The sequence below is a fragment of the Mesorhizobium sp. ESP-6-4 genome, assembly GCF_020164735.1.
Taxonomy (GTDB): domain Bacteria; phylum Pseudomonadota; class Alphaproteobacteria; order Rhizobiales; family Rhizobiaceae; genus Mesorhizobium.
Genome location: NZ_JAIUGS010000001.1, coordinates 675689 through 697521 on the forward strand (window position 1 = coordinate 675689; position 21833 = coordinate 697521).

Annotated in this window: 20 protein-coding genes, 1 tRNA gene and 1 riboswitch; of the genes, 3 read left to right on the forward strand and 18 right to left on the reverse strand. The window is 66.3% G+C overall.

What is annotated here, in order from left to right; translation table 11 throughout:
- Nucleotides 1-54: 54 nt before the first annotated feature.
- Genes LB523_RS03060 through LB523_RS03070 form a run of 3 tightly spaced genes read right to left on the reverse strand, consistent with a single transcriptional unit; the run spans nucleotide 55 to nucleotide 3264 of the window.
- Entirely contained in the window at nucleotides 55-1272 is a 1218-nt protein-coding gene (locus LB523_RS03060; protein WP_224600869.1) for an ABC transporter permease, read from the reverse strand.
- Nucleotides 1269-1973 (reverse strand): ABC transporter ATP-binding protein, encoded by a 705-nt coding sequence (locus LB523_RS03065; protein WP_224600870.1) that lies wholly within the window; start codon nucleotides 1971-1973, stop codon nucleotides 1269-1271. Before LB523_RS03065 ends, LB523_RS03060 begins: the two co-directional genes overlap by 4 nt.
- Nucleotides 1974-1977: 4 nt before the next feature.
- Entirely contained in the window at nucleotides 1978-3264 is a 1287-nt protein-coding gene (locus LB523_RS03070) for an efflux RND transporter periplasmic adaptor subunit (protein WP_224600872.1), read from the reverse strand.
- A 132-nt stretch (nucleotides 3265-3396) separates the two neighbouring features.
- Between LB523_RS03070 and LB523_RS03075 the strand changes: the two genes are divergently transcribed.
- Nucleotides 3397-4299, forward strand: a complete 903-nt coding sequence (locus tag LB523_RS03075; protein ID WP_224600874.1) for a PhzF family phenazine biosynthesis protein — start codon at nucleotides 3397-3399, stop codon at nucleotides 4297-4299.
- A 162-nt stretch (nucleotides 4300-4461) separates the two neighbouring features.
- Nucleotides 4462-4537, forward strand: a tRNA-Lys gene (locus tag LB523_RS03080).
- Between the two features lie 176 nt (nucleotides 4538-4713).
- Here the strand turns inward: LB523_RS03080 and LB523_RS03085 are convergent.
- The 8 genes from LB523_RS03085 to cbiE all read right to left on the reverse strand — a co-directional run bounded on the left by LB523_RS03085 (nucleotide 4714) and on the right by cbiE (nucleotide 11586).
- A complete protein-coding gene (locus LB523_RS03085; RefSeq protein WP_224600876.1) occupies nucleotides 4714-5046 on the reverse strand; it encodes a hypothetical protein in 333 nt (110 codons plus the stop codon).
- A 230-nt stretch (nucleotides 5047-5276) separates the two neighbouring features.
- Nucleotides 5277-6287, reverse strand: coding sequence for a nicotinate-nucleotide--dimethylbenzimidazole phosphoribosyltransferase (cobT, locus tag LB523_RS03090; protein WP_224600877.1), 1011 nt, complete (start codon nucleotides 6285-6287; stop codon nucleotides 5277-5279).
- Between the two features lie 24 nt (nucleotides 6288-6311).
- Nucleotides 6312-7079: an adenosylcobinamide-GDP ribazoletransferase gene (locus LB523_RS03095; RefSeq protein ID WP_224600878.1), complete on the reverse strand. Its 768-nt coding sequence runs from the start codon at nucleotides 7077-7079 to the stop codon at nucleotides 6312-6314.
- Nucleotides 7076-8392, reverse strand: coding sequence for a cobyrinate a,c-diamide synthase (locus LB523_RS03100; RefSeq protein ID WP_224600879.1), 1317 nt, complete (start codon nucleotides 8390-8392; stop codon nucleotides 7076-7078). The genes LB523_RS03095 and LB523_RS03100 overlap by 4 nt, the downstream gene beginning before the upstream one ends.
- Nucleotides 8389-9204 carry a uroporphyrinogen-III C-methyltransferase gene (cobA, locus tag LB523_RS03105; protein WP_224600880.1) on the reverse strand — a complete coding sequence of 272 codons (816 nt, stop codon included), beginning with the start codon at nucleotides 9202-9204 and terminating at the stop codon, nucleotides 8389-8391. The genes LB523_RS03100 and cobA overlap by 4 nt, the downstream gene beginning before the upstream one ends.
- Entirely contained in the window at nucleotides 9201-9965 is a 765-nt protein-coding gene (gene cobM / locus LB523_RS03110) for a precorrin-4 C(11)-methyltransferase (RefSeq protein ID WP_224600881.1), read from the reverse strand. Before cobM ends, cobA begins: the two co-directional genes overlap by 4 nt.
- The gene (locus LB523_RS03115) at nucleotides 9962-10348 is read right to left on the reverse strand and encodes a cobalamin biosynthesis protein (RefSeq protein ID WP_224600882.1); all 387 of its coding nucleotides are present in this window, start codon (nucleotides 10346-10348) and stop codon (nucleotides 9962-9964) included. Before LB523_RS03115 ends, cobM begins: the two co-directional genes overlap by 4 nt.
- Nucleotides 10345-11586 carry a precorrin-6y C5,15-methyltransferase (decarboxylating) subunit CbiE gene (gene cbiE / locus LB523_RS03120; RefSeq protein ID WP_224600884.1) on the reverse strand — a complete coding sequence of 414 codons (1242 nt, stop codon included), beginning with the start codon at nucleotides 11584-11586 and terminating at the stop codon, nucleotides 10345-10347. The genes LB523_RS03115 and cbiE overlap by 4 nt, the downstream gene beginning before the upstream one ends.
- A gap of 1 nt (nucleotide 11587) precedes the next feature.
- On the opposite strand from cbiE, the gene LB523_RS03125 reads away from it, so the two are divergent.
- The gene (locus tag LB523_RS03125) at nucleotides 11588-12355 is read left to right on the forward strand and encodes a cobalt-precorrin-6A reductase (protein ID WP_224600885.1); all 768 of its coding nucleotides are present in this window, start codon (nucleotides 11588-11590) and stop codon (nucleotides 12353-12355) included.
- Here the strand turns inward: LB523_RS03125 and LB523_RS03130 are convergent.
- The 7 genes from LB523_RS03130 to LB523_RS03160 are packed head-to-tail and all read right to left on the reverse strand — an operon-like array spanning nucleotide 12322 to nucleotide 21167.
- A complete protein-coding gene (locus tag LB523_RS03130; RefSeq protein ID WP_224600887.1) occupies nucleotides 12322-13083 on the reverse strand; it encodes a precorrin-3B C(17)-methyltransferase in 762 nt (253 codons plus the stop codon). The two genes, LB523_RS03125 and LB523_RS03130, sit on opposite strands and share 34 nt — an antisense overlap.
- Nucleotides 13080-13817, reverse strand: a complete 738-nt coding sequence (locus LB523_RS03135; RefSeq protein ID WP_263492970.1) for a precorrin-2 C(20)-methyltransferase — start codon at nucleotides 13815-13817, stop codon at nucleotides 13080-13082. Before LB523_RS03135 ends, LB523_RS03130 begins: the two co-directional genes overlap by 4 nt.
- A gap of 8 nt (nucleotides 13818-13825) precedes the next feature.
- A complete protein-coding gene (locus tag LB523_RS03140) occupies nucleotides 13826-14458 on the reverse strand; it encodes a precorrin-8X methylmutase (RefSeq protein WP_224600890.1) in 633 nt (210 codons plus the stop codon).
- Nucleotides 14459-15934: a precorrin-3B synthase gene (cobG, locus tag LB523_RS03145; RefSeq protein WP_224600891.1), complete on the reverse strand. Its 1476-nt coding sequence runs from the start codon at nucleotides 15932-15934 to the stop codon at nucleotides 14459-14461.
- The gene (locus tag LB523_RS03150) at nucleotides 15931-19689 is read right to left on the reverse strand and encodes a cobaltochelatase subunit CobN (protein ID WP_224600892.1); all 3759 of its coding nucleotides are present in this window, start codon (nucleotides 19687-19689) and stop codon (nucleotides 15931-15933) included. The genes cobG and LB523_RS03150 overlap by 4 nt, the downstream gene beginning before the upstream one ends.
- A 12-nt stretch (nucleotides 19690-19701) precedes the next feature.
- The gene (gene cobW, locus LB523_RS03155) at nucleotides 19702-20739 is read right to left on the reverse strand and encodes a cobalamin biosynthesis protein CobW (protein WP_224600893.1); all 1038 of its coding nucleotides are present in this window, start codon (nucleotides 20737-20739) and stop codon (nucleotides 19702-19704) included.
- A complete protein-coding gene (locus tag LB523_RS03160) occupies nucleotides 20736-21167 on the reverse strand; it encodes a DUF1636 family protein (RefSeq protein WP_224522892.1) in 432 nt (143 codons plus the stop codon). The genes cobW and LB523_RS03160 overlap by 4 nt, the downstream gene beginning before the upstream one ends.
- 39 nt (nucleotides 21168-21206) lie before the next feature.
- A riboswitch (cobalamin riboswitch) is annotated at nucleotides 21207-21410 on the reverse strand.
- Between the last annotated feature and the right edge of the window lie 423 nt (nucleotides 21411-21833).

The following is a 21833-nucleotide window of genomic DNA, read 5'->3' on the forward strand; positions in this document are numbered from 1 at the left end:
AGCGCTGCCTCACCGCAAGATCAGGGGGCACAGGCGCGGAACGTTGTTTTCTGACTATTCGTGCCTGAGCGCGTCGATCGGGTCGAGCCTTGCGCCGCGCAGCGCCGGGAAGAAGCCGAACACCATGCCGATCAGCGCAGAGAAGCCGACGGCGAGCAGGACGACGGCGGGACTTGGCGCGAAGGGTATCGTCAGCGTCATCGAGGCGAGGCCAGCCAGCGAAAGCCCGGTCAGGATGCCGATAATGCCGCCAAAGAGCGACAGCACCGTCGCCTCGACCAGGAACTGGATGAGGATGTGTTTTTCATGCGCGCCGATGGCCAGCCTGATGCCGATCTCGCGCGTGCGTTCGGTGACCGAGACCAGCATGATGTTCATGATGCCAATGCCGCCGACCAGCAGGCTGACGCCGGCGACGGCGCCGAGCATGCCGGTCATGGTCGTGGTGGCGCTGGTCATCGCATCGGCGATCTGGGTCATGTCGCGGATGGCGAAATCGGGATCGCGGTCGGGCGTGATACGGCGTGTGTCGCGCAAAATGTCCTCGACGCGCGGCTGCAGCTCGGTGGTCGGGGTGCGGTCGTCGGCGGCGATATAGATGTTGTCGATGTCGCGGTTGCCGGCGATGCGCCGTTGATAGGCGTGCAGCGGCATCAGCACGACATTGTCCTGGTCCTGGCCGAAGCCGGTATAGCCCTTGGCCTCGAGCAGGCCGATGATCTTGCAGGAGGTGCGGTTGACGCGGATGACCTCACCCTCCGGATCGCCGGCGCCGAAGAATTGCTGGCGCACGGTTTCGCCGATCAGGCACACACCCGCGCCGGCGCGCGTTTCGGAATCGCTGAACGGGCGGCCTGACACCAGTTTCCAGTCGCGGGCGTCGAGATAGGCGCTGTCGGTGCCGGTCACGCCCGAGGTCAGGCTTTCGGTGCCGAAGATGACGCGGACCTGCTTTTGCGAGGCCGGCGAAATCGCGCGGGCGCCGCTCAGATGCGCGACGAGCGCGGCGACATCCTTTTCGGCCAGCGGCCGCACCGTCTGGTCGAGCCCTCCCGGTCCGCCGGGGCCTGCCGGCCGGCCGGCGCGGACGACGAGCAGGTTGCTGCCAAGCTTGGAAATATCGGCCTTGACCTTCTCCGTCGTGCCGGAGCCGATGGTGAGCATGGCGATGACGGCGGCGACGCCGATGACGATGCCAAGCAGCGTCAGGAACGAGCGCAATACGTTGCGGCGGATCGAGCGCAGCGAGAGGCGGACGGTCTCCCAGATCATGCCGCTTGCTCCGCTAAGGTGTCGGAGGCGACATGGCCGTCGAGGAAACGGACGGTGCGGCCGGCATAGTCCGCCACATCGGCCTCATGCGTGACCATGACGATGGAGAGCCCGAGCTCGGCGTTGAGCCTTGTCAGCAGTTCCATGATCTCGTGTGTACGCGCCGTGTCGAGATTGCCGGTCGGCTCGTCGGCGACCAGTAGCGTCGGTCTGGTGACGATGGCGCGGGCGATCGCCACACGCTGCTGCTGGCCGCCGGAAAGCTCGGCCGGCGTGTGGTGCTCGCGCCCGACCAGTCCGACCTCGGCCAGCGCCTGCATGGCCAGATCGCGGCGCTCGCGCGCGGCAACGCCGCGATAGATCAGCGGCAGCTCGACATTTTCCGCGGCGGTGGTGCGCGGCAGCAGATTGTAGCCCTGGAAGACGAAGCCGATATAGAGGTTACGCAAAAGCGCGCGGCGGTTGCGATCCAGACGGCCCGCATCGATGCCCATGAAACAGTAGGTTCCGGCCGTCGGCGTATCGAGGCAGCCGATGATGTTCATCGCCGTCGATTTGCCCGAGCCCGAGGGACCCATGATGGCGACGAATTCGCCGCGCCGGATGGCGAGGTCGACGCCGGCCAGCGCGTGCACGCGAGCCTCGCCCTCGCCATAGCTCTTCCAGACCTTGTCGAAGGTGATGAGCAGGGGAGCCGACATTTCGTCAGCTCCGCTGCTGCGCGCCGGTGATGACTTGCGCGCCTTCGTCGAGGCCGGAGGTGATCTCGGTCAGCTCGCCGTCGGTCGAGCCGATCCTGACGTTGACCGGACGTGGCCGGCCGTTCTCCAGCACATAGAGCGTGCGCGAGCCGTCGGTCGGCGCCTTCGTTGCCTCGCGCTGCCGGTTGGGGCGGCCCACGCGGCCGGTGAAGAGGTCGCTAAGGCTCCAGCCGCGTGCCTGCTGTTGCATCGGGCGATAGCGGAAGGCGGTCGACGGGACGGTAAGCACGCTTTTGGCCTGCCGGGTCACCACCGAGACCGTGGCCGTCATACCGGGCCGCAAGAGAAGCTCGCCATTGTCGACTTCGAGGCGGGCATTGTAGGTGACGACGCCATCGGTGGTGACCGAGGCGTAGGAGATGTCGCGGATCTCGGCGTCGAAGGGTCGGTCCGGGAAAGCGTCGACGGTGAAGCGGGCATGCTGGCCGGGCTTGACCTGGCCGATATCGGCCTCGTCGACCGCGGCCTGCAATTCCATGTTGCGAAGGTCGGCGGCGATGACGAAGAGCACCGGCGCCTGCAGGGAGGACGCGACGGTCTGGCCGGGATCGACCGAGCGCGTCAGCACGATGCCGTCGATCGGCGCATAGATGGTGCTCTTGGCGAGATCGGTCTGCTGCGCCTTGAGATCTGCCTGGGCGATGGCGAGATTGGCTTCGGCGCTGTCGAGCGCCGCCTTCGAGCGGTCGCGCGTCGCCGTCGCCGCTTCGAGCGACTGGTCCGTCGCCATGCCGCGCTTGGTCAGCGCGTTTGCGCGCACAACCGCGTTCTCGTTTTCCTGCAAGGTCACCTTGGCGTCCTGGACGGCGGCCGACGCCGCCTTGGCGGAGGCGGTGGCGCGCTCGATCTGGACTTCGAGCTTGGCGGTGTCGAGCGTCGCCAGCACGTCGCCCTTCTTGACCTGCTGGTTTTCATTGGCCGCGACCGAGCGGACGATTCCGGAAAGCTCGCTGGAGATGTCGACCTGGGTCAGCGGCTGCAGCGTGCCGGTGGCCGATACCGCGACAGTGAGGTCGGCGATCGCCGCGGGCACGGTGGTGTATTCTATCCTGGGAGGTGCTGCGGCATACGACCGATAGAGGGCAATGCCGGCCGTGATGATCGCTATCGCCAGCAGCGCGTAGAACCAGAAGCGGCGACGCTTGCGGCTTACGCCCTTGCGGTCGAGCCCGAGCGCTGCCTCTATGGAAGTACCGGATTCCGCGTTTGGCGGATTGACAAGCTGGTCCACGCCGGACCCCTATGCTGAAAATGGATGTCCCTATCCGTCCACAAATCAGGCCTTAAGGTTCGAATTTCAAATTAAATTTCCCTCATGTTTGGATTGAGGCAGAAATTCGGGGCGAGGCGAAAGGTTTTCTCCATGGCGCGCAATTACTTGCTTTACGATGTGTTTACCACCGAAAGGCTGGCTGGAAATCCGCTTGCGGTGGTGCTGGACAACGACGGGCTCGACACTGCCGGCATGCAGGCGATCGCACGTGAATTCAATCTGTCTGAGACAGTGTTCGTGCTGCCTCCCGACAATCCGAAGCATCGCAACCGCATACGCATCTTCACGCCCGACTATGAGATGCCTTTCGCGGGGCATCCGACGGTCGGCTCGGCGATCGCGCTGGCCGAACTCGCCGGCGAGGCCGCCGGCATTTTCGTGCTGGAGGAGAATATCGGGCCGGTGCGTTGCGCGGTGAGCAAACATGACGGCTCGACATTCGCTGAGTTCGACCTGGCGAAACTGCCGGAACCGCTGGAGCTCAAGGCTGACCCGGACGCGATCGGCGCCGCGCTCGGCCTTGCCCCGCACGAGATCGGCTTCGAGAATCACCGCGTTGCCTTCTGGTCGGCCGGCGTGCCTTATGTGACGATTCCCGTTGCCGGCCTGGAGGAGGCGGCCAAGATCCGGCTCGACAACCAGGCGTGGTCGGAACTGGCGCCGCGCAAGAGCGAATGGGCCTTCGCCAGCCCCTATGTCTATTGCCGCGAGACGGTGCATCACGACAGCGCCTTCCATGCCCGCATGATCGTGCCCGGCACGCCTTCCTATGAGGACCCGGCGACCGGTTCGGCCGCGGCCGCCTTTGCCGGCGCCATCATGCATTTCGACGCCCCGACCGACGGCATCTCGCAGCTCTGGATCGAGCAGGGGCTGGAAATGGGCCGGCCGTCGCGCATCCGGCTCGAGCTCAATGTCGATGGCGGGAAACTGGCCTCCGCGCGCATTGGCGGCCACGCGGTCAAGGTGGCTGAAGGCAAGCTATTCGTGTGACACCTGCGGGCTTTTTTGGCAGGCATGATCTTTTCCCGAAAAACCGGAATCCACTTTTCGCGATCATGCCGTGTCGATTTGTCGGGAAATGATCCGGCAGGGCTGGACATGACCGAAAGCGGCGGCTATATGCGCCGCCGACGCTGGTTTTCCCGGCGGTGTGGGTGTGTAGCTCAGTTGGTAGAGCAGCTGACTCTTAATCAGCGGGTCCACAGTTCGATCCTGTGCACACCCACCATTTTTTCCGATGGTATTTCTCCTTTTTAGCCCGCCTTCGCGGCGGATTGAGCTGTTAAAGCTCAAGACCTGCAACGATCGCCCGTCAGACAGCTCTCATGACGATTGATGCCCAACCGGCGATCGAAGGATCAAGCCGCAAGTGCCAATGCCGCACTAGCGCACGGAAAATGTCCGCTACGCCTGGAAGAATTCCTCGATGTCATCCAGAACGGTGATGGTCGCAACGATGTCCAATGGGTTGTCCCAGTCGACATGAAGAAGGAATTCAACGCCTCCTGCTTCCCCGCCGGCCACGCCGTGGGGGCCAACATTGGTCACATAAATATTAGCTGAGCCAAGATTTGGGCGCCCAAGCGTCTTCGGTCCGCCACCAAAGCCACCGAAGGCAGGTATAAATTCCGCTGCTGTTATGATCACCACCGAGTCTAGGTTAATCGGGTCCCAATTGAAGTTCTGACGAATTGTACCTTTCATTCCCCGGTAGAGTACTCTAATTGAACGAGCCATGCCTTCCTCCTTTTCTGAAGAAACCTCAATTATTGGGGTAATAACGAGGTATGATTTGGCATGGCGTCAGAGTTTGATCTGTGAGGATGATCACAAATCATTTGCAATTGTTGGTAAGAGGATCTTTAAGTGATCCGTGGTCAGATCAGTGCAGCCGTCAAATCCGCTAAGTTTAGATAATATTAAGCCGATTTGCAGAAACAGAAATTGCGTAAGCCGGACCAATCCCGTCACTTTTCAGAAACGCCGGCTTCGGCAAAGCTCGCCATCTTCGCGTGGCATTCCAGTGCCGAACGCACGATGTTGACGGCAAGGCAGGCGCCGGAGCCTTCGCCGAGCCGCATGCCGAGATCGAGCAGCGGCGGCAGGCCGAGCGCCTCGAGCAGGCGGCGGTGGCCGGCTTCGGCCGAGACATGGGCGGCGATGGTGTGGGCCAGCCCGGTCGGATGCAGCCTCGCCAGAGGTGCTGCGGCCGCGGTGCAGACGAAGCCGTCAAGCAGCACCGGCACGTTATTCTTGCGCGCGGCGAGTGTGGCGCCGAGGATTGCTGCCAGCTCGCGCCCGCCAAGGGTGGCAGCGATCTTCAGCGGGTCGGAGAGCGCATCGGCATGGCGCTTGAGGCCGGCCTCGATGGCCACGACCTTGCGCAGTAGCCCGGCATCGTCGACGCCGGTGCCGCGGCCGGTCCATTTTTCCGCGCCGCCGCCGAAAAGCGCCGTCGAGATCGCCGCCGCCGGCGTGGTGTTGCCGATGCCCATCTCGCCGAAGCAGACGAGGTCGAGATCCTTAGTTACCGTGTCGTAGCCGGTCGAGACGGCGGCGAGGAACGCCTTTTCGTCCATCGCCGGCACTTGCGTGAAATCGCCGGTCGGATGGTCGAGGTCGAGCGGGATGACGTCGAGCTTGGCGCCGGCAATGCGGGCAAGCTGGTTGATGGCCGCGCCGCCGCCGGCGAAATTCGCCACCATCTGTACGGTGACTTCCGAAGGATAGGCCGACACGCCCTGCGCGGTGACGCCGTGATTGCCGGCGAAGACGACGACCTTCACATGGTCGAGCTTCGGCATGTCGCGGGCCTGCCAGCGGCCGAGCCAAGCGGCGATCGCTTCCAGCCGGCCGAGACTGCCCTGCGGTTTGGTCAGCGTGTCCTGGCGCCTCGCGACGGCGCTGGCGGCCGCATCGCTGCCGGACGGGAGGTCGAGGCAGGCGGCGCGAAGGTCTTCGAGGGATTTGAAGCTCATGGGGGCAAGGTCTCCGAAAGTGAATCAGGAAAGGCAGATGGAAGCGACGAGCAGCACGGCGATCTCGCCGAGCTGCTGCAGCGCGCCGATCGTGTCGCCGGTCTGCCCGCCGATCTGGCTGAGGCAAAGAGCGCGGAACGCCATGAAGACCAGGCCGAGCAGGATCAGCGCCGCGATCGTGCCGCCAAGGCCGAGCGCCAGCAGCGCCACGGCACCAAGCGCAGCACCTATGACTGCGGTCTCGGTGGTGACGGTGCCTGCACCCGCCGACAGACCGTCGCTGCGGGCCGGCGGCAGAAGATGCATAAAGGCGCCGAACAGGCCGCGCGAGCCGGCATGCGCGGCAAGCAGTGCCAGGAATACGTGGCCTGGACCGGCGAGTTCGGAAAGAGCGCTCCAGCGGATGAGCAGTGACAGCCCAAGCGCGGCCGCGCCATAGGCGCCGATGCGGCTGTCGCGCATGATCTCCAGTTTCCTGTCGCGCGTCCTGCCGCCCCAAAAGCCGTCGGCGATATCGGAAAGCCCGTCCTCGTGCAGGCAGCCGGTGACGAGCATCGTCGCGGCGAGGGTGAGCGCCGCGGCCGGGCCGCTGGCAAGACCCAAACTATAGGCGATGGCGTAGATGAGCGCGCCGATGATCGCCACCGCGAGGCCGGCGAAGGGCGCCGCCCAGATCGCATCCGCCAGGCTGCGGCCGCCGAAATCACCCGACGGCAATCTCAATCTGGTGAAGAAGACGAGGCTGAGGCCGATATCGTCAAGCACTTGCCGGGGCGCGGAAGGGCCGCTCATGCGCCCCTCGCAATGGCATGGAAGAAGGTGCCGCTGACATGGCCGCGCCGGTAGCCGGAGGCGCCGAGCGGATTGCCCTGGCCGTCGGCGAGATCGGCCAAGGGCTCGTCGTCGCCGGTGCCCGTCATCTGCGCGTAGTGGAATTCGTGACCGCGGATCAGCGTGCCCTCCGGTCCCAACGGACAGGCGGCGCGCAGCCGCGCCTCGCGATAGCCGAGATTCATCTTGCGTTTGGCGAAGCTGGTCGAATGGCCAAGCAGGCCAAGCATCTTGTGGCTCTCGCCCTCCGCGTCTTCCAGCACTTCGCCCAGCACCATGAAGCCGCCGCACTCGCCGTGAACCGGCTTTGCCGCCGCAAAGCGCGCCATTCCTGCCTGGAAGTTGGTCGCGGCTGCGAGCTTGCCGGCATGCAGCTCGGGATAGCCGCCGGGCAGCCAGCAGACATCGCAGTCGGGCGAGGGCGCCTCGTCGGCAAGCGGCGAGAAAGGCACGATCTCGGCGCCTGCCTTGCGCCAATGCGAGGCGACATGCGGATAGAGGAAGGTGAAGGCGGCGTCCTCGGCGAGCGCGATGCGCTGCCCGGGCGGCCGCAAGGCATCGCCAAAATCGCCGGTCGCCGGTTGCAGCGGGGTGGCCAGCGCCAGGATGGCGTCGATGTCGAGCGACTTCTCGACCATGTCGGCCAGCCGGTCGAGATGCGCCATCAGGTTCTCGTATTCGCCGGCCTGGACGAGGCCGAGATGCCGCTCCGGCAGGTTGAGCGTCGGATCGCGCAGGATGGCGCCGACCACGGGCAGGCCGATCGCCTCGATGGCGTCGCCGGACAGGCGGCGATGGCGTTCGCTGCCGAGCCGGTTGAGAATGACACCGGCCATGCGCACGTCCGGATCGTAGGTGGCAAACCCCTTGGCCACTGCCGCCGCCGTGGTCGACTGCCCGGAAACGTCGAGCACCAGAAGTACAGGCAGGCCGTAGAGGCGGGCGAGATCGGCAGCCGAGCCGGAGCGGCCTTGCGGCGCGGGGATGCCGTCGAACAGGCCCATCGCGCTTTCAAGGATAATGTATTCGGCGTCGTCCGCGGCTTCGGCCGCTAGCGCATTGAGCAGAGAAGGCGACATCGCCCAGCTGTCGAGGTTGACGCCTGACAGGCCGGTCGCGGCGGCGTGGAAGCCCGGGTCGATATAGTCTGGTCCGGACTTCGCGCCGCGCACTTTCAGCCCGCGCCGCGCAAGCGCACGCAACAGGCCGATGGTGACGCTGGTCTTGCCCGAGCCGGAGCGCGGCGCGCCGACGATGATTGCGCGCGCCGTCATGCGCCGCCCGTCAGTGCCGCGCGCATGGCGACGATGCCGCCGACAACGATCAGCGCCGGCGAAGCGAGCCCGGCGGCCGCGGCCTCGTCAGCGATGTTGGCGAGCGTGGCGACGACGATGCGCTCCTGCGGCGTGGTTGCCGCCACGATCACGGCGGCCGGGGTCGATGGCGCGAGGCCGCCCTCGAGCAGCTTTGCCGCGATCACCGGCAAATTGGCCATGCCCATATAGACGACGACCGGCTGTCCGGTGCGGGCGATCGCGGTCCAGTCGATGTCGTCATCGGTGCCGGCGGCGTGGCCGGTGGCGAGAATGACCGCCTTGTTGATGCCGCGCATGGTGGTGGGAATGCCGGTGGCAGCCAGCGCGCTGAGGCCGGAGGTGAGGCCGGAGAGCACCCGGAACGGAATTTCTTCGCCTGCGAGCGCCAGAGCCTCTTCGCCGCCGCGGCCGAAAATATACGGGTCGCCGCCCTTCAGGCGCACGACACGGCGGCCCTCGCGCGCCAGACGCACCAGGAGGGCGTTGATGTCGTCCTGCTTCATCGAGGGCTGGCCGCCGCGTTTTCCGGCGTAGAAAAGCTCGGCACCCTGGGCTACCGCGACGACATCGGGCGAAACCAGCGCGTCATAGACCAGCGCATCGCATTGCCCGAGTGCCGCCAGCACTTCCAGCGTCAGGCAGCCGGGGTCGCCGGGACCGGCGCCGGCCAGCCAGACATTGCCGGGCTCAAGCTCGCGCGGCTTGAAGTTCAGCCGCGCCAGCGCCTGCTCCACATTAGCCCGTCCGTTCGTGTTGGCGCTGCCGTTCACAATCCGTCCCGTCCGCGAAAACGCCGCTGGTAGTGGGCGTCGTACAATGAGCTTTCGCCGAAATCCTGCGCGGCGAGAGCGCTGCCGACGAAGATGATCGCGGTGCGTTCCATCGGGCTCTCCGCCAGTTGCGCTTCGATGGTGCCCAGCGTGCCGGTCAGGATGCGCTCGTCTGGCCAGGAGGCGCGGAAGACGACCGCGACCGGACATTCGGCGCCGTAAAGCGGGGTCAGATCCGCCACGATGCGGTCGATGGCATGGATGGCGAGATGAATGGCAAGCGTGGCGCCGGTGCGGCCGAAGCCGGCCAGCGTCTCGCCCGGCGGCATTTTCGAGGCACGGCCGGAGACGCGGGTCAGAACCAGGCTTTGCGCGAGCTCGGGAATGGTGAGCTCGCGGCGAAGTGCGGCCGCCGCCGCCGCGAAAGAGGGCACGCCTGGGGTCAGCGTGTAGGGGATGCCGTGCTTTTCCAGCCGCCTGATCTGTTCGGCGACCGCGCTCCACACCGAAAGGTCGCCGGAATGCAGGCGCGAGACGTCGTGGCCGGCCTTATGCGCGGCGACATATTCGGCCTCGATCTCGTCAAGCGACATCGGTGCGGTGTCGATCAATCTGGTGCCGGGCGCGCAATGTTCGAGCAGTTCGGGCGCGACGATCGAGCCGGCATAGAGGCAGACCGGGCAAGATGCCAGCAGCCGGCTGCCGCGCAAGGTGATGAGATCGGCCGCACCTGGACCGGCGCCGATGAAATGGACGGTCATGGCGCATCTCCGCTGATGGCGATGGCGCAGGTCACCGGACCGAGCACGATGCGCGGTCCAAGCAGTTTCGCACCTTTTCCGGCCGCGGCCAGGGCCGAGGCTTCCGAAACCGAAGGCGTGCCGGCCTGGGCCTGCGACGCGTCGGAGCGACTGACTGTGCCGGACGAGACGGATTGCAGTGCGGCGTCGGAGATGACGAGCACGGGGAGGTCGAGGTCTCGGGCGGCAAGGAAGATCGCCGGCTCATCGCGCTTGATTTCACCCGTCGCCAATGCAGAAAGCGCCGTCATCGTAAGCCCATGCGCCTCAAGCGCGGTCTCGATCGCGGCGCGAACGTCGCCCGCCGTCACACCTTTGCGGCTGCCGATACCTGCGACCATCATGGCTTGACCCAGCTCCACTGCGTGACCGGCATGGCCGGTCGCCACGCCTGCATCGAGCCGACAGGCGCCGCGCGCGACAGGGCGATGCGGGTAAGATCGCCGCCGCGCCTGTTATACTGGTCGAGCAGCAGCGCCTCCATCTCCAGCGTCACCGCATTGGCGACCAGCCGGCCGCCAGGACGGAGCGCCTTGATCGCCTTCTCCAGCACGCCGGCATCGCTGCCGCCGCCGCCGATGAAGATGGCATCGGGCGTCTCCAATTTTGCCAGCGCCTTCGGCGCGGCTCCTTCGATCACGACAAGGCCGGGCACGCCGCAATGCGCGGCGTTGCGGTGGATGCGGGCGGCGCGCTCGCTATTGGCTTCGATGGCGATGGCGCGCATAGAGGAATGAGCCAGCATCCATTCGATGCCGATCGAGCCGGAACCGGCGCCGATGTCCCACAGCAGCTCGCCGCGCCGTGGTGCCAGTGCCGACAGCGTGATGGCGCGGATCTCGCGCTTGGTGATCTGGCCGTCATGTTCGAACACGTGATCGGCAAGGCCGACGGTCAGAGGCAGGACGCGGGCATCCGGTGTTGATTCAATTTCAATCGCCAGCACGTTGAGCGGATTGACGTTTTCGAGATCGAAGGCTTCGGCGCGAGCGGTGCGGCATGCCTCATCCTGCCCACCGAGTGCTTCGAGGACCGTCAGTCGCGAAGGGCCAAAACCGAGCTCGTCGAGCAGTGCAGCGATAGCCGCCGGCGCGTCGGCGTCGGAGGTGAGCGCCAGGATGCGCGCGCCGGGATGGAGCAGGGGCCGGATCAGATCGATCGGATGGCCGTGCAGCGAGATGGTCTCCACGTCCTGCAATGCCCAGCCGAGACGGGACGCGGCCAGCGACAGAGACGAGGGCGCCGGCAGGACGAGCATTTGCTCCGGCTTGACCTTGCGGGCCAGCGTGGCGCCGACACCATGGAAAAACGGGTCGCCGGACGCCAGCACGCAGACCTTTTTGCCCGCGATCGCCAGCACGTCGCGCATTTCGGCATCGAAGGGCGTCGGCCACGGGCGCGCTTCGCCCTTGGCCAGCGACGCGACAAGGCCGAGATGCCGCTTGCCGCCGAAGACGATCTCGGCCTCGGCAATCCGCTGCTTGGCCTCGTCGCCGAGACCCGCTACACCGTCCTCGCCGATGCCGACGATGGTGAGCCATTTTGAGGCTGGCTTGGCGGCGCGCGGACCCTTAGCAGGCATGATGACCCACCGTATCCTGATCCTCGGCGGAACGACGGAAGCCCGGCAATTGGCCGGGAAGCTCGCCCGTCGCGACGATTTTTCGGTCACGCTGTCGCTGGCCGGCCGCACTGAAAGCCCGGTCGCGCAAGGCGTGCCGGTGCGTGTCGGCGGCTTTGGCGGCGCAGATGGGCTGGCTGCCCATCTTCGCGAGGAACACGTCGATCTGCTGATCGACGCCACGCATCCATACGCCGCGCGTATCTCGGCCAACGCCGCAGAAGCGGCTGCGCAGGCTGGCGTGCCGGTCCTTGCGCTGCGGCGTCCTGGATGGGAGCCCGTGGCCGGTGATCGCTGGACGCTGGTCGACAGCGTCACTGAGGCGGCGAAGGCGCTTGGCGAGGCGCCGCGCCGCGTTTTCCTGGCGATCGGCCGGCAGGAGGCGGGCGCGTTCGAGGCCGCTCCGCGGCACCGTTATCTGATCCGCAGTGTCGATCCGGTCGAGCCGGAGCTTGCCGTGCCCGATGCGCTTTACCTTTTGGCGCGCGGACCATTCCCGGAAGCGGATGAACGGGCGTTGCTCGAAAAATACAGTATCGATGCCGTCGTTTCGAAGAACAGCGGCGGCGAGGCGACCTATGGCAAGATCGCTGCTGCGCGGGCGCTTGGTATCGAAGTGATCATGATCCGCCGACCGCGTTTGCCGATCGTTCCTTCGACTGAGACCGTCGATGCGCTGGCGGCAAAGGTCGATCATCATTTCGACCCCGTTGCAGAACGCGGGGTGTAGACCAGCGCTGGTTTTTCGCGGCGCTTGATGATGCGGGTTTCCGGCGAGCCGATGATGATGCAGGTCGCCATGTCGGCTTTTGCCGCATCGGCATTCGCCAGCAGAGAGACTTCGATACGCTCGTCGGGCCGGCCGGCGGCGCGGCCGAAGATCGCCGGCGTGGTGCCGGGCAGCACCGCCTTCAGGCATTCGAAGGCGCGGCCAAGCTGCCAAGGGCGAGCCTTGCTGATGGGATTGTAGAGCGCGATGACGAAGCCGGCCCCGGCCGCCGCCAACAAGCGCAGCTCGATCAGCTCCCACGGCTTCAGATTGTCGGAGAGCGAGATGGCGCAGAAATCATGGCCGAGCGGCGCGCCGATGCGGGCGGCGACGGCGAGCATCGCAGTCACGCCCGGGACAACCGAGATGTCGATGGCACGCCATTCTTCAGGGCCGGCTTCGATCGCCTCGCAGACGGCGGCGGCCATGGCGAAGACGCCGGGATCGCCGCCGGAGACGACGGCGACGTTGTGGCCCTCGGCAGCCTTGGCCAGCGCCTCGTTGGAGCGGGCGAGTTCCTCGCGGTTGTCGGAGGCGATGCGGGTCTGGTCCGGCCGCAGCTCCAGCCGGTCGAGATAGGGCTTGTAGCCATAGAAGAAGGAAGCCTCGGCGACGGCATTGGCAGCCTGCGGCGTTACCTGGTCGGCATTGCCGGGTCCGAGACCGATGACGGCAAGGCGGCCGCTCATGCCTTGGCCCCCGGGCGGGCCGACCAGCCGGCAACCAGCACGATGGCGAAATAGGGCGCCTTGTCGTCCGGCTTTTCGGCGAGCCGCATCGAGACGCTGCCCGGCATGGTGCCGCGTTCGACATAGACGGCCTTGGCCAGCTTGCCGGTCGCTTCCAGCGCGCGGCGGATCTTCGGCAGGTTGCGGCCGACCTTCATGATGACGGCCGCGTCGGTGTCGGCGAGGCGACGGGTCAGCTCGAATTCGCTCATCGTGCCGGGCAGCACACTCAGCACGTCGTCGCCCTGGACGATCGGCAGGCCGGTGGCGGACCAACAGCCGGACATGGCGGTGATGCCCGGGATGACTTCCGTCGGGAAGCGGTGCGCAAGCCGCACATGCAGATGCATGTAGGAGCCGTAGAACAGCGGGTCGCCCTCCGACAGCACCGCCACCATCTTGCCTGCGCCGAGATGGTCGGCCACCTGTTCGGCCGATTGCTCGTAGAAATCGGCGATCTGCGCGCGATAGTCGTCGTGATCCTTGTCGATCTCCGTCGTCACCGGATAGAGCAGCGGCAGCTCGATCATGTCCGGCCGGAAGCGCGCCTCGACGATGGCACGCGCATTGCTGTTGTTGCCGCGCTTGGCGAAATAGGCGACGACGTCCGCCTCTGCCAACGCGCGCGCCGCCTTCAGTGTCAGAAGCTCCGGATCTCCGGGGCCGGTGCCGACGCCGACCAGACGGCCTTTCATGATCGCGTTCACAGGCCAGGCCTCGCCAACGAATTGAGCGCGGCGGCGGTCATGGCGCTGCCGCCGAGCCTGCCGCGCACGATGGCGTAGGGCACGCCGTAGGAATTTTCGGCCAGCGCATCCTTGGATTCGGCAGCACCCACGAAGCCCACAGGCATGCCGATGATCGCGGCCGGCCTTGGCGCGCCGTCGCGCAGCTTCTCAAGCAGATAGAAGAGCGCGGTCGGCGCGTTGCCGATGGCGACGACAGAGCCGGCCATGCGCTCGCCCCAGAGGTCGATCGCGGCGGCCGAGCGGGTGTTGCCGATTTGCCTGGCGATGTCGTGCGTGCGCGGGTCGCGCAGCGTGCATATCACCTCGTTGCCGGCCGGCAGACGGGCGCGGGTGACGCCGTGCGCCACCATCTCGGCATCGCAGAAGATCGGCGCGCCGGCGGCGAGCGCGGTCCGGGCGGCGGCAACGAAATTATTCGAGAAGACGAAATGGCTGGCGGCTTCAACCTGGCCGCAGGCATGGATCATGCGAATCGCGACATCGGCTTCCGCCTCCGAGAAGCGCGACAGATCCGCCTCGGCGCGGATGATGGCGAAAGACCGCTCGTAGATCGCCGTTCCGTCATGGATATAGTCGTAGGCGGCCATTCACTGGTTCCGTCGATAGAGTTCGGCGATGCCGGCCGCGCCAAGTCTTTTCAGGCAGGCGGCGGCGGTTTCGCCCTGATGTCTTCCGTCGCGGATCGCGGCAAGGATGCCGGCGACCCCGCGCGCGGCGTCATAGCCCGGCCTGTACGCGGCAGGAAGGGCCTTTGCCGTCCCGTCCACGACAAGTCCGGCTCCGTTTTCGTCGCCGACCAGGGTGAGCGCAGCGGTGCCGGGATGCGCGCAGCCCTTGGCGCAGCCGGAGATGTGGAGAGACAGCGAGGCGTCGAGAAGGTCCGCGCTTTCTTTTGCGATCGTTTCGGCGATGGCACGGGTGGCGATGCGGCCGGACGCGCAGGCCGGCGCGCCTGGGCAGGCGGCGATGCGGGTGCGCGGATCGGCGGGGTCGGTGACAAAGCCGAGCGCGGCGGCGGAGGATTGGAGCGTGGAGGGGGCGGAGAGACCGAGGAAGAGCAGGGCTCGGCCTGGGGCGAGGCGGATTTCGGAGGCGCCGAGGTTCGCGGCTTGGGTGGCGAGATCGATGGGGTTTTGCGCCGGCATGCTGCCGTAGGGCAGGGCGATGCCGAGGGCGGTGTTGTTGCCTAGATTGAATAGGCCAATGGGACTTCTCGCGGGCTGGCGTTCCTGCGCCCCCCTCTCTGTCCTGCCGGACATCTCCCCCTCAAGGGGGGAGATTGCCTTGTCACCGCGGCTTTCGCCAATCTCCAACGCTGAAAGTGGAGAGCCGGCGCGGGAACTGCCAATCTCCCCCCTAGAGGGGGAGATGTCCGGCAGGACAGAGGGGGGCGCGACGGAATGCCAGCCTGCGAGAGAAGCCAACTGTCTCTCCGAAAGATCCCGGGTGTGCGCCTCGCGACCTTTTTCGGCGACCATCCGAAGAGCCGCGACTGCAATGTCGCGCGCGCCATCAGCATCGACCGCCGCGAGCGGCTTCGCACTCCGCCCGTCGCCGGCAATCGACACGCTCCACCAGATGCTCGCCGCAGCCTGCATCGCCTTCAGCCGCACATCGGCCGTCACCGCATCCATCGTCAGCTGTCCGCCGCCGTCGACAACCACCGACACCTTCGGCCCCAACCGCGGCGTCAACCCGGCTTCCTCGATCGCCGCCCTGATCCGCTCCGCCACCGGCCGCGGATCGGCGTTCTCTTCTGGATCGATTCCCGCCAGCGGTCCGGTCGCGACCGGAACGCCACTGCGCACCGCGATGCCCAGCGCATCCACTTCGTCCGCCAGCAGCCGGGCGCTTTCGGCCGTCAGCCCGCGAATCTGCAGGCTGCCGCGCGCAGTCACTTCCATGATGCCGTTGCCGTAGCGCAAGGCGGATTCACCGAGTTCGATGAGCGACTTGGGTGCGAGCCCTCCTGCGACTGGGTTGAGCCGCACCAGCAGCCCGTCGCCGGTCTGCATCGGCGCGCTTAGAGCAGGGCAAGCGCCACGGCGCGAAAACGCGTTCATGCCGCCACTCCACCTGCCTGGGCCTCGGCAATCAAGGCCGCGAGGTCGTCGTCGATGGAATTGCGCAGCGGGTGCCACAGGCCGCGACGTCGCGCGGAGAGAAGCCGCTCGGCGATGACCTTCGCCGCCGCCGGATTCTCGCGCAGGATGAAGGCGCGAACCCCCGGGTCGCCAACATAGGCGTCGTGAACGGCCTCGATCAGCGCGCCCGAAATGGCATGCGTGGTTTCGGCGAAGCCGACCAGACGGTCGACCGTTTCGGCGAATTCGGAGGCGCCGCGCGGGCCGTGGCGCATCTGGCCGGCGATGAAGCGCGGGTTGACCGCGCGGGCGCGGACCACGCGCGATACCGCTTCGCCGACCGAACGCGGCTTCGGCTTCTTCGGATCAGTCGTGTCGAGCACGATGACGTCGGCATTCCTGCCAAGTGCTGCAAGGGCGGCCGAAAAGCCGCCGATGAAGGCGACGTCGGCCGAGCCTTCAAGGATGTCGCGGCCCGGATCGTCGCCGGTGTGGACGAGGAGATCGGCTTCGGCGATGCGGCCTTCGAAAGCGCCGGGCGCCGAGATCGCTTCGCCTTCGGCGCCGCCATAGGCGTGCGAGGTGGCGTCGAGATAGGCACGGCCGATCTCTTCGCGCGCGCCCCATTCGCCGCGCGACAGCAAGTCCTCGACGCCGGCGCCATAAGTTCCCGGTGAGGTGCCGAAAATGCGCGGACTGATCTTCCCCTGAGCGCGCGTCGCTGCGGCGAGCGGGTTCTCGGTATCGTCCTCGTCGCGGCTGGCGACCGCGTTGGCAGCGGCGTCGATCAGCGCGATCTGGGTTGGGAACATGTCGCGGAACAGGCCGGAGATGCGCCAAGTGACGTCGACGCGCGGGCGGCCGAGCGTGGCCGGCGGCAGCACCTCGATACCGGTGACGCGGCCCGTCGCGGCATCCCATTGCGGCCGGCAGCCCATCAGCGCCAGGCCTTGCGCGATCTCCTCGCCGCCGGTGCGTAGCGAGGCCGAGCCCCAGAGGTCGATGACCAGCGAGCGCGGCCAGTCGCCATGGCTTTGCATATAGCTGCGCACCACTTCCTCCGCCGCCGCCTGGCCGAGGTCATAGGCGGTTGGCGTCGGCATGGTGCGCGGATCGGAGGTGAACAGGTTGCGGCCGGTGGGGAGCACATCGGAGCGACCGCGCGCCGGGGCGCCGGCAGGGCCGGCCTTGATGTGGCGGCCATCGAGCGCGGCGAGCAGGTTGGATTTTTCGGCCGCCGCGCTTTGCCGGCGCAGCGGGTCGGCTTCGTCTTCCGGCGCGCGGCCATAGACATGCAGCCCGTCCTTGACGGCGAAATCCTTGAGGTCGCAGAGCCAGGCGTCGATGCGGCGCAGCGCTTCGTCGGGTTGATCAGCCTTGGCCGCGCCCACTTCAGAAGCGAGGCCAGTCTTCTGCGCGGTCTCGACGATCAGCTTTGCAAGTTGGTCACGGCGGCGGCGGTCGAGGCCGTCGGCCTGCGCGTATTCGTCGACCAACCGCTCGAGTTTCTGTTGCGCCTCGTCTAGGCCGGCGCCGCTCAGCGGCGGCGGCAGATGGCCGAGGGTGACGGCCGAAATGCGGCGCTTGGCCTGCGCCGCCTCGCCCGGATTGGAGACGATGAATGGATAGATGACCGGCAGCGATCCGGTGACGATCTCCGGGAAGCAGGTTCCGGAGAGGGCCACCGTCTTGCCCGGCAGCCATTCGAGCGTGCCATGCGCGCCGACATGGATGATGGCATGCACGCCGAGCGATTTTTGCAGCCACAGGCCGAAGGCGATCAGCTCGTGGCGCGGGGGCAGCGTCGGGTCGTGATAGTGGGCGCGGCGGTCGGCCGAGCGGCCGCGGTCGGGGGCCAGCGCCACGGTGACGTTGCCGAAGGTCGCGGCGCGGAAGGGGAAGGTTGTTTCACCCGCTAGCTGCCAAGGCTGGCGTTCTGTCGCGCCCCCCTCTGTCCTGCCGGACATCTCCCCCTCTAGGGGGGAGATTGGCAGTTCGGGCGCCGGCGCTCCACCTACAACACTGCCGATTGGCGAAAGCGGTAGTGACAGGGCAATCTCCCCCCCTGCGGGGGAGATGTCCGGCAGGACAGAGGGGGGTGCCTCGCGCGAACCTATCCCCTTTGCCTTGCCCCATGTCGCCTCAACTGAAGCTCGCGCTTCCCTCGGCAGTTCCGCTGAAAAGGCAACGTAATCCGTCAACGTAAGGCCGTGCCCACCTACCTCCAGCGCATCCAGCAACGCGCGCGGCGATTGCGGAATCCCTTCAACCGCGTAGCCTTGTTCCTTCAGGTCCTGCAGCATGACGAGCACGCTCGACGGCACATCAAGCCCAACGGCGTAACCGGTTCGCCCTGGCGCGCTCGGATAATCCGGGATCAGGATCGCCAGCTTGCGCTCGGCCCGCTCCATCCGCTGCAGGCGGATGAACGCCGCGATCCGCTTGGCAACTTGCGCCACGCGGTCCGCCTCGGGCCGGTTGGCGAAGGCTCGGAAGGCCAGCGCCGGATCGGTCTCGACCTCGCCCTTGAAGGAGATGGCGCCGGCCAGGATGCGGCCGTCGAGCTCGGGCAGGACGACATGCATGGCAAGGTCGGCAGGCGCCAGGCCGCGCTGGTTCTTTTCCCAGACCTCGCGCCTGGTGGTGGCGACGATGACCTGGAACACCGGTACGCCCGCGCGGTCGAACAGGGTTTCGGCGCCGGGTTCCGCGCCGGAGGCGAAGGCGGTGGCGGTGACGATGGCGGCGGGGTTCAGGGAGGTGAGGGCGGTTTCGACGAAGGCCAGGGATGCCGCGTCTTTGAGGCTGGACACGAAGATCGGTACCGGGGTGAGCCCTTGCAGCTTCAACGCTTCCACGAGAACGTCGATCGGCGCCACGTCGGCGGCCAGCAGCATCGAGCGGTAGAAGAGGATGGGGATAACCGGGGCGCTGAAGTTGGTCGCGTCGAGTTCTGTCGCCCCCCCCTCTGTCCTGCCGGCCCCCGCAAGGGGGGAGATTGAGCTGCCGCCGATGGTTTCGCCAATGGCGGATGCTGCAAAGTGTTCTATTGTTGAGTTAGCAGAAGAGGCGCCAGGGTCGATGACAGCTAATCTCCCCCCTTGAGGGGGAGATGTCCGGCAGGACAGAGAGGGGGGCGACGGAGCGCCGACCTTTAAAAGGTTCGGCTTCTCGACGACACCAATTCCCGGCTGATAAAATCCCGCCTTCGGCACGCTGACCGGTTCGGCCAAGGCCGCATCCGACCCGGCAAGCCTAGCCAGCCTTTGCACCAGCGCGCTCATATTCGCCGGGCCGCCTTCGCGGAAATAACCTAGCAGGGCGTCCAATTCGGCGCGCGGCAGGGTCGAGGCTTCGATCAGCCGCAGGTCCTCGTCATGGCTTTCGCCGGGCAGCAATGCCAGCTTGATGCCGCGTTCGCGCGCCAGGGCGGCGAGCTGGTCACAGCCGTAGCGCCACCAGTCATAGCCGCCGAGGATGCGGACGAGGATGACCCTGGCGTGGCGGGCGACGCTGTCGATCCACAGGTCCACCGACATCGGGTGGCGAAGGTCGCGCAGCGCCGCAAGCCGCATCGACGGCAGCCGCTCCGCATCCGCCTTCCAGGCGGCGGCCAGGCCGGCGAGGTCGCTGTCGGTGAAGGACAGCGCCACCACATCCGCAGGCGTCTGCCTGAGGTCGATCGGCTCGGCGAGATCGTCGAGCGAAGCGGATGTGGTGGCGAGGATGTGCATCGCTTTTTGGCCTCAGCCGGCGAGGATACGCTCGATCTCCGGACGGTTCAGCCCCTTGAGGCCGATGACGACGAGCCTCGAGCGGCGATCGTCCTCGGCCGTCCATGCGCGGTCGTAATAGTGGTTGACGCGCGGGCCGACGGCCTGCAGCAGGAGCCGCATCGGCTTGCCGCCGACCTCGACGAAACCTTTGACGCGCAGCACGTTTTCCTGCTCGGCGGCAAGGGCGACGCGCTTGGCCAGTTCGTCGGGATTGGCGATCGAGGGGATATCGATGACGAAGGAATCGAAATCGTCGTGCTCGTGGTCGAGCTCGTCGTCGTGATGGGTCTTGCGGTTCTCGATGTCGTCCTCCACCGCAAGGCCAAGGCCGAGCAGCACGGCCGAATCGACCTTGCCCTGTGCTGTCGAAACGACCTTGACCGCGCGCGCGACATGCTCGCCGATGACGGCGTTGGCGCGGGCGGAGCCCGCCGCATCCATCAGGTCGCTTTTCGACAGGATGATCAGGTCGGCGCAGGCGATCTGGTCCTCGAACACCTCCTCGACCGGATCGTCATGGTCGAGGGAATCGTCCGCCGCACGCTGCGCCTGGAGAGCATCCATGTCGGAAGCGACACGGCCGTCGGCGAGCGCCGGGCCGTCGACCACGGCGATGACGCCATCGACCGTCACGCGGCTCTTCACGCTCGGCCACTGGAACGCCTGGACGAGGGGCTTCGGCAGAGCGAGGCCCGAGGTCTCGATCAGGATGTGATCGACCTTGGGGTTGAGCGACAGGATCTGGTCGAGCGCCGGCACGAAATCGTCGGCGACGGTGCAGCAGATGCAGCCATTGGCAAGCTCGACGATGTTTTCCTCCGGGCAGGTGTCGACGCCGCAGCCCTTCAGGATCTCGCCATCGATGCCGACATCGCCGAACTCGTTGACGATGATCGCCAGCCGCTTGCCCTTGGCGTTTTCGAGCAGGTTGCGGATCAGCGTCGTCTTGCCGGCGCCGAGAAAGCCGGTGACGACGGTGCAGGGCACGCGGGAAACGGATGCGTTCATGGTCGGTCCTTCAGCATGTCGAGGGGAGGGATGCGGGCAACCAGGCCGCGCTTGAGAGAATCGGGCCGGCCGCGCCAGGGGATGAGGCCATCGGTCGAGGTGGCGAAGAGCTTTGCGCCGGCGACGAGATCGGCGCCGCTGGTCGTGTTCAGATCGCCGAAGACGTAGCTCCAGCAGCCGTCGCGCAGCAGCGCGGCGCTTAGCCGGCGCTTGCAGTTGCCGAGGCATTCGACGGTACGGATGTCGATCTTTTCGCCGCAAGCAGCCCGACGCGTGTCTTCGGCAAGCAGCGCGCCGGCGCGCGGATGCGCATCCGACCCGGTCTCGTCGCGGCAGGATGAGCAGACGATGACGGTGACGCCAGCCAAAGCATCGGGCTCGGACGGAATGTCCGCACTGTTTGCCGGGAAACTGCCGTTGCGATCCAAAACCATGCTCCTTGCCCGGAAAACCCGCCGGGCATTCGGATACTTAAAGTCTCAGACGGCAGGTCTCCTGGCTCGCGGGTCGTCACCCTGAATGCCGCCTTCCCGGGAACATCCCAGTGGTTTTCGGCAGAGGCTCGTCGCTTACAGTTGCGGGGACAGCCGCGGATTTGGGTGTTGGCCCGCACCGCATTCCCTCTTGGCTCCTCCCTTTGCCGGGAGAAGACCGTCTGGGTCAGGATTTAGAGGGTTCAGGGGGCTGGAGTCAACGACTGGCTTAGTACCAGCCTTTTGGCGGCTTTATGGGTTTGAGGTATGGACCCACAAGTTTGCGAGGCGGTGAGGCCACGGGCGCCATACTTAACGAACAGCCGTGCTGGCAAACCGGTTCCCACATCAAGACGAAGCGATTGGCGTCGAACTTCGGCTCATGAACTATTATATAGCGCTGCCCTACCGGCAATAAGCCACAGGCGCCTGCGATCTGCTTGTCGATCGTTCCAAACTCCAACCACCGCAGAAGAAGCGCCGTCACTTCTTTTGGCTGCATACCGGGTGCAATGTGGCCGCCACAGAAAATGACTGGACGCGTGACCTCTACCCATTCCTCTCGGTAAGCACCTGTCGCATATGACGGCGACGCTAAGGTCAGGTAGGCCAAGACCAGAC

What these genes read in the sequence shown, in the direction of transcription:
- LB523_RS03060 (WP_224600869.1), bottom strand. Translation starts at nt 1,272, where the DNA reads ATGATCTGGGAGACCGTCCGCCTCTCGCTGCGCTCGATCCGCCGCAAC.
- LB523_RS03065 (WP_224600870.1), bottom strand. Translation starts at nt 1,973, where the DNA reads ATGTCGGCTCCCCTGCTCATCACCTTCGACAAGGTCTGGAAGAGCTAT.
- LB523_RS03075 (WP_224600874.1), top strand. Translation starts at nt 3,397, where the DNA reads ATGGCGCGCAATTACTTGCTTTACGATGTGTTTACCACCGAAAGGCTG.
- LB523_RS03085 (WP_224600876.1), bottom strand. Translation starts at nt 5,046, where the DNA reads ATGGCTCGTTCAATTAGAGTACTCTACCGGGGAATGAAAGGTACAATT.
- cobT (WP_224600877.1), bottom strand. Translation starts at nt 6,287, where the DNA reads ATGAGCTTCAAATCCCTCGAAGACCTTCGCGCCGCCTGCCTCGACCTC.
- LB523_RS03095 (WP_224600878.1), bottom strand. Translation starts at nt 7,079, where the DNA reads ATGAGCGGCCCTTCCGCGCCCCGGCAAGTGCTTGACGATATCGGCCTC.
- LB523_RS03100 (WP_224600879.1), bottom strand. Translation starts at nt 8,392, where the DNA reads ATGACGGCGCGCGCAATCATCGTCGGCGCGCCGCGCTCCGGCTCGGGC.
- cobM (WP_224600881.1), bottom strand. Translation starts at nt 9,965, where the DNA reads ATGACCGTCCATTTCATCGGCGCCGGTCCAGGTGCGGCCGATCTCATC.
- LB523_RS03115 (WP_224600882.1), bottom strand. Translation starts at nt 10,348, where the DNA reads ATGATGGTCGCAGGTATCGGCAGCCGCAAAGGTGTGACGGCGGGCGAC.
- cbiE (WP_224600884.1), bottom strand. Translation starts at nt 11,586, where the DNA reads ATGCCTGCTAAGGGTCCGCGCGCCGCCAAGCCAGCCTCAAAATGGCTC.
- LB523_RS03125 (WP_224600885.1), top strand. Translation starts at nt 11,588, where the DNA reads ATGACCCACCGTATCCTGATCCTCGGCGGAACGACGGAAGCCCGGCAA.
- LB523_RS03130 (WP_224600887.1), bottom strand. Translation starts at nt 13,083, where the DNA reads ATGAGCGGCCGCCTTGCCGTCATCGGTCTCGGACCCGGCAATGCCGAC.
- LB523_RS03135 (WP_263492970.1), bottom strand. Translation starts at nt 13,817, where the DNA reads ATGAAAGGCCGTCTGGTCGGCGTCGGCACCGGCCCCGGAGATCCGGAG.
- LB523_RS03140 (WP_224600890.1), bottom strand. Translation starts at nt 14,458, where the DNA reads ATGGCCGCCTACGACTATATCCATGACGGAACGGCGATCTACGAGCGG.
- cobG (WP_224600891.1), bottom strand. Translation starts at nt 15,934, where the DNA reads ATGAACGCGTTTTCGCGCCGTGGCGCTTGCCCTGCTCTAAGCGCGCCG.
- LB523_RS03150 (WP_224600892.1), bottom strand. Translation starts at nt 19,689, where the DNA reads ATGCACATCCTCGCCACCACATCCGCTTCGCTCGACGATCTCGCCGAG.
- cobW (WP_224600893.1), bottom strand. Translation starts at nt 20,739, where the DNA reads ATGAACGCATCCGTTTCCCGCGTGCCCTGCACCGTCGTCACCGGCTTT.